The organism is Nonomuraea sp. N2-4H, from assembly GCF_045291505.1.
In the GTDB taxonomy this organism is placed as follows: domain Bacteria; phylum Actinomycetota; class Actinomycetes; order Streptosporangiales; family Streptosporangiaceae; genus Nonomuraea; species Nonomuraea fastidiosa.
Window position 1 is genome coordinate 5367346 of sequence record NZ_CP147987.1, and the last position, 13972, is coordinate 5381317.

At 73.6% G+C, this 13972-nt stretch carries 9 protein-coding genes; 6 read left to right on the forward strand and 3 right to left on the reverse strand.

The window, feature by feature from the left end; genetic code table 11:
- From WBK31_RS24615 to WBK31_RS24640, 6 genes are all read left to right on the forward strand, one after another.
- Positions 1-858: a beta-galactosidase trimerization domain-containing protein gene (locus tag WBK31_RS24615; protein WP_378790207.1), complete on the forward strand. Its 858-nt coding sequence runs from the start codon at positions 1-3 to the stop codon at positions 856-858.
- Positions 855-2351, forward strand: coding sequence for an alpha-L-fucosidase (locus WBK31_RS24620; RefSeq protein ID WP_364056265.1), 1497 nt, complete (start codon positions 855-857; stop codon positions 2349-2351). Before WBK31_RS24615 ends, WBK31_RS24620 begins: the two co-directional genes overlap by 4 nt.
- A 12-nt stretch (positions 2352-2363) precedes the next feature.
- On the forward strand, positions 2364-4910 hold the full coding sequence (locus WBK31_RS24625; RefSeq protein WP_406673222.1) for a family 78 glycoside hydrolase catalytic domain: 2547 nt from the start codon (positions 2364-2366) through the stop codon (positions 4908-4910).
- Positions 4907-5899: a hypothetical protein gene (locus WBK31_RS24630; RefSeq protein ID WP_406673223.1), complete on the forward strand. Its 993-nt coding sequence runs from the start codon at positions 4907-4909 to the stop codon at positions 5897-5899. Before WBK31_RS24625 ends, WBK31_RS24630 begins: the two co-directional genes overlap by 4 nt.
- A gap of 85 nt (positions 5900-5984) precedes the next feature.
- The gene (locus tag WBK31_RS24635) at positions 5985-7361 is read left to right on the forward strand and encodes a glycoside hydrolase family 28 protein (protein WP_378787330.1); all 1377 of its coding nucleotides are present in this window, start codon (positions 5985-5987) and stop codon (positions 7359-7361) included.
- 64 nt (positions 7362-7425) lie between these two features.
- On the forward strand, positions 7426-11160 hold the full coding sequence (locus WBK31_RS24640; protein ID WP_406673224.1) for a WD40 repeat domain-containing serine/threonine-protein kinase: 3735 nt from the start codon (positions 7426-7428) through the stop codon (positions 11158-11160).
- A 66-nt stretch (positions 11161-11226) separates the two neighbouring features.
- On the opposite strand, the gene WBK31_RS24645 is transcribed toward WBK31_RS24640, so the two are convergent.
- The 3 genes from WBK31_RS24645 to WBK31_RS24655 all read right to left on the reverse strand — a co-directional run bounded on the left by WBK31_RS24645 (position 11227) and on the right by WBK31_RS24655 (position 13912).
- Complete coding sequence (locus tag WBK31_RS24645) at positions 11227-11862, reverse strand: hypothetical protein (protein ID WP_364056280.1); 636 nt, start codon at positions 11860-11862, stop codon at positions 11227-11229.
- A gap of 83 nt (positions 11863-11945) precedes the next feature.
- On the reverse strand, positions 11946-13232 hold the full coding sequence (locus tag WBK31_RS24650) for an SLC13 family permease (protein ID WP_406673225.1): 1287 nt from the start codon (positions 13230-13232) through the stop codon (positions 11946-11948).
- A gap of 224 nt (positions 13233-13456) precedes the next feature.
- Positions 13457-13912, reverse strand: a complete 456-nt coding sequence (locus WBK31_RS24655; protein ID WP_364056286.1) for a CBS domain-containing protein — start codon at positions 13910-13912, stop codon at positions 13457-13459.
- Positions 13913-13972: the final 60 nt, after the last annotated feature.

A 13972-nucleotide genomic window follows, 5' to 3' on the forward strand; every position in this document is an offset into this window, starting at 1 on the left:
GTGGCGGGGCTGACGCCGGACGCCGACGTCGGCTTCCTCTACTCGCACGAGAGCAAGTGGGCGCTGTCCTTCCAGCCGCCGCTCACCCTCGACGGGCGCAACCCGGACAAGGACTCCTACGAGCGGATCCTGGCCACGTTCTACCGGGGCGCGGCCGACGCGGGCCTGCAAGCGGCGTTCGTGACACCCGCACAGGTCAATCGTTTGCCCATCGCGGTGGCGCCCGCGTTCCACTGCCTGCCGGACGCCGCCGCCGAGGCGCTGGCCGGGTACGTCGAGGGCGGCGGCCACCTCATCCTGACCTTCCTGACCGGCTACGCCGACGAGGAGGCGAGGGCGCGCACCGAGGTCGCGCCGGGCCCGCTGCGCGCGCTGGCCGGCGTGCGCTACCTGGAGTACGCGACGCTGCTCTCGCCGCTCCCCGTGCACGGGCTCGGCATCCAGGACGTGGCCAGGCACTGGGCCGACGCCCTTGAGCCCGAGGGCGCCGAGGTGCTGGCCCGCTACGACCACCACCACTACGGCCGCTGGCCTGCGATCACCCGTCACCGCGCCGGCGCGGGCACCGTGACGTACGTCGGCACGCTGCCGGGCCGCAAGCTGGCCGCCGAGCTGTTCCGCCAGGCGAGCACCCGCATGACCCGCCCGGAGCCGCTGGTCGTGGCGACCGTGCCGCAGGTCAGCATCCGCTCGGCGGTCAACGCGCGGGGCGAGCGCCTGTGGTTCGTGCACAACTGGTCCGGCCGCGCGAGCACGGTGACGCTCACCGACCGGGCGACCGAGGTCACCGGATCCCGCGAGAGGCTGCCGCCGGGCCCGCTGCGCCTGGCGCCCTTCGACGTACGGGTGGTGAGATGAGCGCGTTCCGGCCTGACTGGGAGTCGCTGCGCGCCCACCGGATCCCGAAGTGGTTCGGCGCGGCGAAGTTCGGCATCTGGTCGCACTGGGGCCCGCAGTCGGTGGGCCGCTCAGGCGACTGGTACGCCCGCCACCTGTACGGCATGCAGCCCTGGTCGGAGCCGTGGGAGCGCAAGCGGGCCACCAGGCAGCACGCCCATCACCGAGCCCACTTCGGCAAGGGCGGCGCGAAGGACCTGTTCCCGCGCTGGCGGGCCGAGCGCTTCGACCCCGACGAGCTGATCGACCTCTACGTGGGCAGCGGCGCCCGCTACTTCGTGGCGCTGGCCACCCACTGCGACAACTTCGACCTGTGGGACTCCACGCTGCACGCCTGGAACGCCGCCCGCATCGGCCCGCGCCGCGACATCGTGGGCGCGTGGGAGCGCGCGGCGCGGGCGGCCGGGCTGCCGTTCGGGCTGAGCTTCCACCAGAACTGGACGTGGCGCTGGCTCGACGTGGCCCACGGCGCGGACCCGGAGACGGGCGAACCGTACGACGGAGGGCTCACCACCGCCGACGGCGCGGGCACCTGGTGGGACGGGCTCGACCCGGCCCAGCTCTACCCGGAGCGGCACGAGCCGGGCGCCAAGCCGCCGGCCCGGGTGGCCGAGCGCTTCTACGCCCGCGTCCGCGAGGCGCTCGACCGCTACCGCCCCGACCTGGTCTATCTGGACGACGGGCGGCTGCCGTTCGACGAGGGCAGCGTGGTGGAGTCGGAGCCGGCCAGCAAGGAAGGACTGGCGCTGCTCGCCCACTACTACGACACCTGCCCGACCGGCGGCGTGGTCACGATCAAGGACGTGCCGGACGCCGACCGCACGGCCGTGCTGCTGGACTGCGAGCGCCGCCAGCTCGACACCGCGCAGCCGCACCCGTGGCAGTTCGACACCAGCGACGGCGAGTGGTTCGACTGCGCCGGCGACGACCCGATGTTCCACCCGCGCAAGAGCGCCCAGCAGGTGATCCACACGCTGATCGACGTGGTGAGCAAGAACGGCTGCCTGCTGCTGAACGTGCCGCAGCGCGCCGACGGCACGGTGGACGACCATGCCCGCGAGCTGCTGGCCGGGGTGGGCGCGTGGCTGCGGGTGTGCGGCGAGGGCGTCTACGGCACCACGCCCTGGGTGCGCGCCGCCGAGGGCTCGACCGGGCTGGGCGAGACCAAGGGCTACGAGGGCTACAACGAGGCCGACCGCGCCTACACCCCCGGCGACATCCGCTTCACCAGGCGCGGCGAGGCCGTCTACGCCACGCTGCTGGCCTGGCCGCACGACAGGACCGCGGTCGTGACCAGCCTGGGCACCGCCGCCGGGCTGCTTGAGCGCCGCCCGCAGCGGGTCGAGCTGCTGGGCCACGGCCCGGTCCCCTGGACGCTGTCCTCCGACGCGCTGCGCGCCGAGCTGCCACCCGAGCCGCCGACGACCGCCGCGTACATGCTGAAGATCATCTGAGGAGTGTCTTCGTTGCCGACGAACCTGCGAACGTGCGACCTGACCGACCCACTCGGCATCGAGGCCACCCGGCCCGTCCTGAGCTGGCGGCTCACCGGCGCCGCCGCGCAGACCGCCTACCACGTGCGGGTGGACGGCCTGTGGGACAGCGGCGAGGTCGAGTCGGCCGACCAGCGCGTGGTCTACGGCGGCGAGCCGCTGGCCGGCCGCACCGCCGCGATCTGGCGGGTCAGGACGCGCGACGAGACGGGCCGCTGGTCGGAGTGGAGCGAGCCGGCCCGCTTCGAGCTGGGCCTGCTGGAGCCCGAGGACTGGTCGGCGTCGTGGATCACCCACCCCGACTGGTACGACGAGGGCGGCGACCCCCGCGTGGGCGAGGGCCGCCCGCTGCCGCTGCTGGCCGGCGAGTTCACCCTCGCCGGGCAGGTGGCCGCGGCCCGCCTGTACGTGGCCGGGCTCGGCGTGTACGTGGCCTCGCTGAACGGCGCCCCGGTGACGGACGCCGTGCTGGAGCCGGCGTACACGGACTTCACCCGGCGGGTCGCGTACGCCACGCACGACGTGACGGCGCTGCTGCGGGAGGGACGCAACGCGCTGGGGCTGACGCTCGGCCCCGGCATCGCGCACGTCTTCCCGCACCAGGACCGCTACATGAAGTTCTACGGCTCGAAAGCCGCGCCGAAGGCGATCGCGCAGCTCGAAGTGCGTTACGCCGACGGCACGACCGAGCGGTTCGGCACGGACTCCGGCTGGCTGGCGACCGAAGGCCCGACCACCCGCTCCCACTGGTACGGCGGCGAGGACCACGACGCCCGCCTGCGGCTTCCGGACTGGGACGTCCCCGGCGCGGACCGCTCGGGCTGGCGGCCGGTCGTCGTCCTGCCCGGCGGCACGGAGCTGCTGCGGGCCCGCTCCTGCCCGCCGATCAGGGTCACCGAGGAGCTGCCCGCCGTGGAGAAGCGGCCGGCCAAGGACGGCACGCCCGTCTTCGACGTGGGCACGGTGATCGCGGGCTGGGCGGAGCTGCGGCTCGACCTGCCGGCCGGGCGCTACCTGCGGGTGCTGCCCGGCGACCAGCTCGACGACTACGGCCGCGTGGTGCAGTCGAAGCCGGCGACCGGCGCGCCGATCTTCAACACGTACGTCACCAAGGACGGCCCGCAGACCTGGCATCCGGACTTCCGCTACGACGGCTTCCGCTACGTCGAGGTGCAGGGCCTGCCCGAGCACGTCGGCCGCGAGGCGGTGGCGGGGCTGGCGCTGCGCGCCGCCAACGACGCGATCGGCCGGTTCGAGACCTCGAACCCGCTGCTCAACGACATCCACCGGATCATCGACCGCGCGGTGCGCGGCAACATGTACAGCGTCCTGACCGACTGCCCGCACCGGGAGAAGCTGGGCTGGCTCGAGCAGACCCACCTGCTGTTCGACGTGGTGGCCTACAACTACGACGTGGCCGCCTACCTGCGCGAGCTGCTGGTCACCATCGCCGAGGCGCAGACCCCCGAGGGCCTGGTGCCGGACATCGCACCCGAGTACGTCGTCTTCGACGGGCCCTTCAGGGACGACCCGAACTGGGGCGGCGCGATGGTGCGCATCCCGTGGCAGATCTACCGCTGGTACGGCGACACCTCGGCGCTGGAGCGGCACTACGACGCGATGGCCCGCTATGTCGGCTACCTGACGGGCAAGGCCGACGGCGGCATCGTGCGGCACGGGCTCGGCGACTGGTTCGGCCTGGACGGCAGCACACCGGTGCCGCTGGTGTCCACCTGGGGTTACTGGCGGGCGGCGGGCACGCTGGCACGGGCGGCCGAGGTGCTGGGCCGCGACGACGACGCCAAGCGGTACCGCGCGCTGACGGACGAGATCTCCGCCGCGTTCACCGATGCGTTCCTGAAGGACGGGCGCTTCGGCGGCGGCGGTCAGGCGTCGCAGGTGTTCGCGCTGGACATGGGCGTCGTCCCCGCCGACCTGGCGCAGGGCGCGCTCGACGAGCTGAGCGCGGCCGTGCGGGCGGGCGAGATCACGGTCGGCGAGGTCGCGCTGCCCGCGCTCTACCAGGTGCTGACCAGGGCCGGGCGGCACGACGCGCTCTACGGCTTCGCCACCTCCACCAGCCACCCGAGCTACGGCTACCAGGTGCGCCACGGCGCGACCGCGCTCACCGAGGCGTGGGACGGCCCGACCCGCGGCCTGTCGCAGAACCACTACATGCTGGGCGCCATCGACGCCTGGTTCTACCGGGGGCTCGGCGGCATCGGCCAGGCGCCCGGCTCGACCGGGTTCCGCCGGCTGCTCATCGCGCCGGCCGCGCCCGGCGACCTCGCGTCCGTGACCGCCCGCACCGAGACCCCGTACGGCGAGGTGGGCGTGGCCTGGCAGCGGGCGGACGGCGCGTACGAGCTACAGGTGGAGGTGCCGCCGGGCTCGACGGCCGAGGTGCGGCTGCCCGACCTCGGTCTGCCCCGCTGCACCGCGCCCGGCGCGGCGACCGCCGTGGGTGAGCGGGCCTGGCAGGTGCCCGCGGGCCGCTGGACGTTCGGGGCGGGCCGATGACCGGCTACGACCCCGCGCGGCTGCGCACACCGCACAAGGCCGACCGGCTGCTCATCGGCCCGTCGGGCGAGCCGGGCGCGTTCGACGCGCTCTTCGTGGACTGCCCGTTCGTCTGCTCCGACGGCGGCGAGTACCTCATGACGTACGTGGGCTTCGACGGCACCGGTTACCAGACCGCGCTCAGCCGCTCGCGCGACCTGACGACGTGGAGCCCCGGCGAGGTCGTGTTCCCGCGCGACCCCGGCCACCCCTACCGGCGCTACAACGCCGCGCTCACCTCGATCGTGCGCGACAACCGGCTCGGCTCCGACGGGCAGGTCACCTGGCTGGACGGGCGGGCGATCGGCACCTACCACGCCTACCCCGAGCCGGGCATGGAGTCGGGCGCGGCGATCATCGGGTTCGTCGTCAGCGAGGACCTGCGTACCTGGAAGGACACCGGGTCGGTGCTGCGCCCGCAGGACGGCGGCGCGTGGGAGCGCGGCGGCCTGTACAAGTCGTGGCTGCTGCGCCACGACGGCCTGTTCCACTGCTTCTACAACGCCAAGAACCGCACCTACGACGGCTGGCGCGAGCAGATCGGCTACGCCGTCTCCCCCGACCTCGAGCACTGGGAGCGCCCCGGCTCCGAGCCGGTCGTGCCGAACGGCGGGCCGGGCGCGTTCGACGAGCGCTTCACCTCCGACCCGTGCGTGCTGCGCGACGGCGACTGGTGGGTGATGTTCTACTTCGGGCTCTCCTTCGACGGGCACGCCCGCGAGGGGTACGCGGTCTCGCGCGACCTGCGCACCTGGAAGAAGGGCGGCGAGATCCTGGTCGACGTGGGGCCGCCGGGCAGCGTGGACGACACCTACGCGCACAAGCCCGCCGTCGTGACCCACGAGGGACGCCTGCACCACTTCTACACGGCGGTGCGGCGGGCCGAGCCGTACCTGGTGGGCGAGCACCGCATGACCGAGCACAGGGGCGTCGGCGTGGCATGGGCGTGACCAGGCGCGCGGCGCCCCTTCATCCAGGCATCACGCTCACCGGCGTGACGGGCCGACCCCCGCTTTCCGTATCCGGAGGACATCGATGCAGCACTCTCGCAGGACGTTCCTGGGCGCCGCGGTCGGCGGCTTCGTCATCGCGCCGGCCCTGGCCGGGCCCGCCGAGGCGGGCACCGCGTGGAGCCGGGTGCCCGCGATCAGGCGGCGGATCAGGCCGCCGCGCTTCCCCGCCCGCACGTTCCCCATCACCCGCTACGGCGCGACCGGTGACGGGACCGCCCTGTGCACCGAGGCGTTCCGCCGGGCCGTCGAGGCGTGCTCGGCGGCGGGCGGCGGCCGGGTGCTGGTGCCCGCGGGGACGTACCTGACCGGCGCGATCCACCTGGCCGACGATGTCGAGCTGCACCTGGAGGAGGGCGCGGTCATCCGCTTCAGCCGCGACCCCGCCGACTACCTGCCGGTCGTGCCGACCCGGTACGAGGGCATCGAGCTGATGAACTACTCGCCGTTCATCTACGCCTACGGCCGCACCAACGTCGCCATCACCGGCTCCGGCGTGATCGACGGCCAGGCCGACGCCACGCACTGGTGGGACTGGTCGAACGACCCGCCGCCGTCGGAGGGCCCCGACAAGCAGCTGCTCGCCCGCATGGCGGAGGAGGGCGTGCCGGTCGCGGAGCGGGTCTTCGGCGAGGGCCACTACCTGCGGCCCAACCTCATCCAGCTCTACCGCTGCCGCAACGTGCTCATCGAGGGCGTCACGGTCAAGGACTCCCCCATGTGGAACATCCACCCCGTCCTGTGTACGAACGTGACGATCCGCGGCGTCACCGTGGACAGCCCGCACGGCCCCAACAACGACGGCTGCGACCCCGAGTCCTGCGTGGACGTGCTCATCGAGAACTGCACGTTCGACACCGGCGACGACTGCGTGGCGCTGAAGGCGGGCAAGAACGCCGACGGCCGCCGGGTGAACGCGCCCTGCCTGAACGTCCTGGTCACCGGCTGCGTCATGCGCGACGGCAACGGCGGCGTGACCGCGGGCAGCGAGACGACCGGCGGCGTGCGCTGGGTGTTCGCCTGGGACTGCACGATGAGCAGCCCCCACCTGGAGCGCGCGATCCGGATCAAGACCAACCCTGACAGAGGCGGCTACGTCAGGGACTTCTACGTCAGGAACGTCACGGTCGGGCAGGCCGCCGACGCGGTGATCGAGGTGGCGCTCAACTACGAGAACAAGCACACCGGCCCCTACTTCCCGTACGTCGGCGACATCGAGATCACCAGGCTGCGGGCCGGGACGGCGCCCAGGGCCTTCACCCTCATCGGCAACCCCGGCAACCCGATCCGGGGCGTGAAGGTGACCAACAGCGTCTTCGAGAACATGACCGAGGACGACGTTGTGTCCGATGTGACCGGGTTCGTGCTGCGTAATGTGCGGGTCAACGGACACAGAGTGTGACCTTTACCCAACCACTGCGTCACCGTCGCCGTCCAACCTGGCATGAGCAGTCCACTGATCGACGGTGACCCGCAGCGACTCGGCGGCTACTGGCTGGCCTGGCCTCGGCGAAGGCGGCCAGGGAGTCGTCTACGAGGGCTATGACGAGGACGGCACGCGGGTCGCGGTCAAGGTGCTGCGCGGCGACCCCGACGGGCAGCCCCGGCTGCGCGAACGGCTGGCCAGGGAGGCCGCCGCCGCGCAGCGGGTCGCGCCGTTCTGCACCGCCAGGGTGCTGGACGCCGATCTCGAGGGACCCAGGCCGTACATCGTCAGCGCGTACGTCGAAGGGCCCAGCCTGCGCGCCGCCGGGCGCACCTTCGGCGGCGACGACCTGCACCGCCTGGCCACCGCGATCGCCACGGCGCTGACCGCGGTGCACGACGCCGGCGTCGTGCACCGCGACCTCAAGCCGGACAACGTGCTGCTCGGCCCCGACGGGCCCCGGGTGATCGACTTCGGCATCGCCCGTACGCAGGAGATGACGCTCAGCTCCACCGGCTCGGTCACGGGCACGCCCGGCTACCTCGCGCCCGAGGTGCTCTCCGGCGAGCGGGCCGGTCCCGCCGCCGACGTGTTCGCCTGGGGCGCGGTCGTCCTGTACGCCGCCACCGGCGAGGACCCGTTCACCGGCGACTCGGTCGCCGCGGTCATGCACCGCGTGCTCGCCCACGAGCCCGACCTGTCGGTGCTGCCCGCGTCGCTGCGCCGCCCGGTGGGCGCCGCGCTGGCCAAGGACCCCGCGGAGCGTCCGACCTCCCGCGATCTGCTGCTCGCCCTGCTGACCGGTACCGATCCCGTGCTGCCCGCCCGTCTGCTGACCAGGACCGGCGACGCCGTACGCCCGCTCGCCTCCGGCGGCGCGCACCCTCAGGACACCCCGGGCCCCGCAGGGAGGCGCGCACACCGCACCATGGACACCACGCGGCGGCACGTCCGGGGCGCCGCGGGCTCCGTGGACACCGAGCAGCTCCTCGCGCTGGGCGCCGGTGACGGGCGGCGGGTCACCGCCGCGTTCGCTGTCGCGGCCGACCCGGCGCTCGACGTGATCGCCGAGGACGCCTACGCCGCGCTCCCGCCGGAGGACCGGCTCCTCGTGCCTGAGCTGTTCCTGCGGCTGGTCACCGTGACCGACGAAGGCGAGCTGGCGCTGCGCGAGGCCCGCAGGTCCGAGCTGCCCGCCGGGATCGACCGGGTGCTGTCGGCGTTCTCGTACCTGGTGTCCGGCGGCGACCCCGTACGCCTGCTGCGCCCCGCGCTGCCGCTGGCCTGGCCCCGGCTGCGCGGCTGGATCGAGGCCGACCGCGACGGCCTGGCCGTGCACCGCCGCATCACGGCGGCCACCGGACGCTGGCAGCGGCACGGCCGCAAGGACGCCGACCTGTTCCACGGCAGCACCCTCGACGACGCGCTGCGCTGGGCCGCCGCCGAGCGCAAGCACCTCACGCTCACCCCCGCCGAGCGGGACTTCCTGGCCGCGTCCGCCACGCTCACCCGGCGGCGCACGCGCCGCATCCGGCTGCTGTCGGTGGGCCTCGCCGCGCTGCTCGCGCTCGCCGTGGGCGCGGGCGGGCTGGCCTGGCGGCAGAGCACCACGCTGGCCGGGCAGCGCGACGCGGCCGACTCGGCCCGGCTGGCCGCCGCGTCCCACACCGTACGCGGGCGCGACCCCGTGCTCGGCATGCTGCTCGCCGCCGCCGCGGGGAAGCTGTCGCCCACGGGCGCGGCCAGGTCGAGCCTGATCGCGGCGGCCTCCGACCCGGCGACCACGGCCTTCCACGACCCGGCGCTCGGCCCCGACATCGTGCGCACGCTGACCGCCGACGGGCGCTCGCTGGTGAGCGTCACCCCCGGCGCGGTCACGGTGTGGGACGTCGCCACCGGCCGCCGCACCGGCGGCTTCACCGCCGCCATCACCGGCCCTCCGCCCGCCGCCGCGGGCTCCGGCTCCACCGCGACAGGCTCTGGATCCGCCACGACGGGCTCTGAGGCCGCCGGAGCCGGAAGCGAGGCCAAATCCGGGGCGGCCGGCGGAGCCGGAAGCGCGGCCGGAGCCGGATCTGGGGCCGGCGCCGGGGCTGGGGCCGGGCGGATGCGGGAGGCGGCCAGGGCCGCCGCCGACGGCTACGGCACCGACCCCGAGAGCGGACGGCTGCGGGGAGCGGCGGTCAGCGAGGACGGCAAGGTGCTTGCCGTGGCCGACGACACGGGCGTGGGCCTGTGGGAGCTGGCCACGGGACGCCCGCTCGGCCGCCGGCTGCCCGCACCCGGCGCGGTGGACCTGTCGATCGCGTTCAGCGGCGGCCGGCTGCTGGTGACGGCCGGGCAGGGCACGCGCGTCTACGACTGGCGTACCGGGAAGACGACGTCGCTGCCCACCATGCGGCGGCCCGCCGTGCACCCGAGCGGCCGGTACGCGGTGGCGGGCCCCGACATCTACCTGCTGCCGTCGGGCAAGCGCCGCCCCGGCTACCCGGGCGTGTGCGCCGACTGCGACAGCGCCGCCGCCTTCAGCCCGGATGGCGCGCGGCTGGCGATCAGCGACGACGACGGCCTGACCGTGTACGACACCCGCACCCGCGAGGAGATCGACGTCCTGTACGGCTGGGAGGCGCACGCCGTGCCCGTGTTCAGCGCGGACGGCGAGCTGGTCGCGGGCGTCGGCAGGTCGATCAAGGTGTGGCGGCCGGGCGCCGGCGAGCCGCTGCTGCTGCAGCGCCGCCCGCGCGACCCGGTGACGGCCGCCGCGTTCGGCCCCGGCGGGCTGCGCTACCTCAGCGACGACACGGTGGTGACGCTGGTGCCCGCCCCGCCGTCCGACGAGCCGATGGACGCCGTACGGCTGAGCGGCGACGGCCGCACGGTGGCCATGCACGCGCTCGGCAGCACCGACATCACGCTGAACGGCCGCCACAGGAAGGTGGGCCACTTCGACGACTACGACAGCGAGCTGGCCTTCAGCCCCGACGACCGGCTGCTCGCGGTGCGGCGGGCGGACCACGTCACGGTCCACGAGACCGCCTCGTGGCGGAAGCTCGCCGCGCTCACCCCGGAGTTCGCCGCCGAGGTCGAGGCGAGATCGGTGCTGCCGACCGCGAAGGGCCTGTGGACGGCGGGCGAGCGGACGTTCACGCTCTGGGGGCTGCCCGGCGGGCGGCGGCTCAAGCAGGTGCCGAGGCCGGAGCGGCTGCTCGGCTGGACCGCCACCGCCGACGGGCGGCTCGTCGGGCTCGACGGCGCCGGGTCGCGGCTGGTGGACCTGGAGACCGGCACGCCGCTCGGCGCCCGGCTGTCGCTGCCGGGGCAGGCCGACGACGTGTGGTTCGGCGCGGAGCTCGACCTGGTCGCGGCGAACTTCTCCGGCAAGGTCGGCGTCTGGGACACCGCGACGGGCATGCAGGTGGGCAACTGGATGCGGATGGAGGGCCCGCCGTGGGACGCGGCGTTCTCGTCCGACGGCCGGCTGTTCGCCTTCGCCTCGCAGGACAACACGCTCAGCCTGTGGGACGTGCGTCAGGGACGGCGGATCGGCCCGCCGGTGGGGCTCACCGGCAGCGCCCGCTCGGTGGCCTTCACCGCCGGCTCCGCCGAGGTGCTGGCCATCGGCAGGGGCGGGCGGCTGACCCGGCTGCCGACCACGGTGCCGGCGCTGGCCGAGACCGTGTGCATGCGGGCGGGCCGGAGCCTGACCCAGGAGGAGTGGCGGCACTACCTGCCGGACCGCCCGTACGAGCCGGTCTGCCCGCCCCGCGAACGCTGACCGTCGCGCCGGAGCCGGCCCGCGCGCCGCCCATCGCACCGTGGCCGCGCCTGGCGCGCACCGACGTCAGGCCCGGGTCGGGGTGGTCGCGGGGAGGCCGTCGCCGGACGGCCCGCGACCGAGCAGCAGCGTGCCGAGCCACATGACCGCCATGCCGACGGCGGCCAGCGCGGTGCCCGCGCCCTCCTGGAGCGTGGCCACTCCCAGCAGGACCACGCCGGCGGCGGTGACGCCGGCGCTGACCGTGGTGACCCGGCGCAGCAGGGCGAGGACGGCCGCCATCGCGAGCACCGCGAAGAAGAACAGCTGCGCACCCGGCGTGTAGACGACCAGCTCGATCCCCGGGTAGGCGCGCGCCTGGCTCAGCAGCGCCCGCATCTGCTCGCCGTCGGAGGCGGTGAACCCGGCGTGCAGGGCGATGGCGAGCTGGGCGAGGTTGGCGGCCACGCCGAGCAGCGCGACGACGGTCGCCGCCTCCACCGCCGCCCGGCGGCCGCCGCGTACCGGTCCGGCCAGGCCGCGCATGGCGAAGATCATGAGGCCGAACATCGCGAATCCGGCCAGCCAGGCGAGGTGCCCTGCCGTCCACCAGGGACCGGGCTCCGCCTCACCGTGGATGGGACGGAGGAGGAACCAGCCGGCGAGCAAGGCGGCGGGGCCGGCGGTGAAGGAGATCTGGGCCAGGCGGCTTGCGGGGTTCATACGGGCCACGATGCCCCGTTCCGCCCGGCCCGCTCATCGGTGATCGCCCCTGATCTGACCCTGAGGCCGCCAGGGGCGCGGGATCAGGTGAAGTAGCGCAGCCAGACGTACAGCCAGGCGAGCGCGATGCTCAGCGCGGTGACGATGATGCCGTACCGGGTGAACTGCCAGAAGGTGATCTTGTGTCCGTTGCGCGCGGCGATGCCGAGCGCGACCACGTTGGGGCTGGCCGCGACCGCGGTGCCGTTGCCGCCGAAGTCGGCGCCGAGCGCGAAGGCCCACCACAGCGCCTGCCCGGCCTGCGGGTCGGTCGCGGCCTCGACGACGCCTTCCACGATGGGCGCGGTCGTGGCGACGTAGGGGATGTTGTCGAAGAACGCGCCGAGCGCGCCAGAGCCGAACAGCAGCGCCGTCGCGGCGACCAGGTAGTTGTCGCCCAGCACGTCCAGCGCCCAGGTGCCGATGGCGGCGATCACGCCGGTGTGCACGAGCCCCGCCACCATGACGAACAGGCCCATGAAGAACACCAGCGTCGGCCACTCGACCTCGCGCAGCACGTCGTCGACGTTCGCGCGGGAGACCAGCAGCATGACGCCGGCGCCGACGAGCGCCACGATCGACGGCTCGACGTGCACCACCGCGTGCAGCCCGAACCCGGCGATCACCGCACCGAGCACCACCAGGCAGCGCACCAGCAGCCGCGGGTCGGTGATGGCCCGCCGCTCCTGCAGCGCCATCACCTCGGCCACGTGCTCGGCGTTGTACTGGAACGAGTTGCGGAACAGCACCCTGGTGAACAGCACGAACACGGTGAAGATGAGCACCACGATCGGCGTCATGTGCACGAGGAAGTCGTTGAACGTCAGCCCGCCGCGGCTGCCGATGATGATGTTGGGCGGGTCGCCGATGAGCGTGGCCGCGCCGCCGATGTTGGAGGCCAGCACCTCGGCGATCAGGTACGGCCGCGCGCTGATCCGCAGCCGGTTGCACACCACGATCGTGACGGGCGCCACCAGCATGATGGTGGTGACGTTGTCGAGGAACGGCGAGGCGATGGCGGTGATGCCCATCAGCATCACCATCAGCCGGTAGGGCCGTCCTTTGGCGCGTTTGGCCGCCCAGATGGCCAGGTAATCGAAGACGCCTGTCTGCTTGATGATCCCGACGATGATCATCATGCCGAACAGCAGGAAGATGACGTTCCAGTCGATGCCCTCGTGCTCGGAGTAGAACACCTCCGCGCCCGGGATCAGGCCGAGCACGGCCATCAGCCCCGCGGCGATGAGGACGACTTTGACCTTGTTGATCTTCTCCGTGGCGATGAAGAAGAACGCCACGATGAAGATGGCCAGTGCGAGGAAGGCGCTCATCCGTGCCGCCCCGGCGGGCCGGCCTGCCCGTCGGCGGAGAGCCCGCGTTCAGCGGGTACGTATCGACAAAGCAGACATTCAACGCATGACGGAACAACGCAGTGAAGGGCGAACATGGCGAAGACCTTTCGGAGATGGGTGAACCGCCGCGGCGACACCGGCGGAGCACGCCCGGAAGGTCGAGGCGTGGCCGCGCGGCACACGCCGGGCGGGCCAAGGTTCTGTCAGTCGTCTGAAGCGAGGGCCAGGCAGGTGAGCAGGCGTTCGAGGGTGATGGCCCCCTCGAGCGCGCCGTCGCGGCCGACGACGGCGACGATGGGGCTGCGCAGCCGCGCCATCAGCGCGGCCACCTCCAGCAGCGTCGCCTCCAAGCGCACGGTCGCGGGGGTGACCGGATGCCGGGGCAGGCAGTCACCGACCGTCCGCTCGCCCAGCTCTCCCCAGAACACGTCGGCGTGGGCCTCGTCGATGGCCCGGCACAGGGCCGGGTCCTCCTGGTACGCCCCCGGCACCGCCAGCCGCAGCACCTGCGTCCCCGGCAGGACGCAGGAGGGCCGTCCCTGCTCGTCCACCACGATCAGGCCGGGCATGCGGCCCAGGGCCATGAGGCGGACCGCCTTGGTGACAGGGTCGCCGGCGGTGACGGTGGGCAGGTTCACGGCGATTTCGCTGGCATGCATGACATCCGCTATCTCTCCAATCCGGCTCCGCTCAAGTGTCGTGGCGGAAAGGGGGCCCGA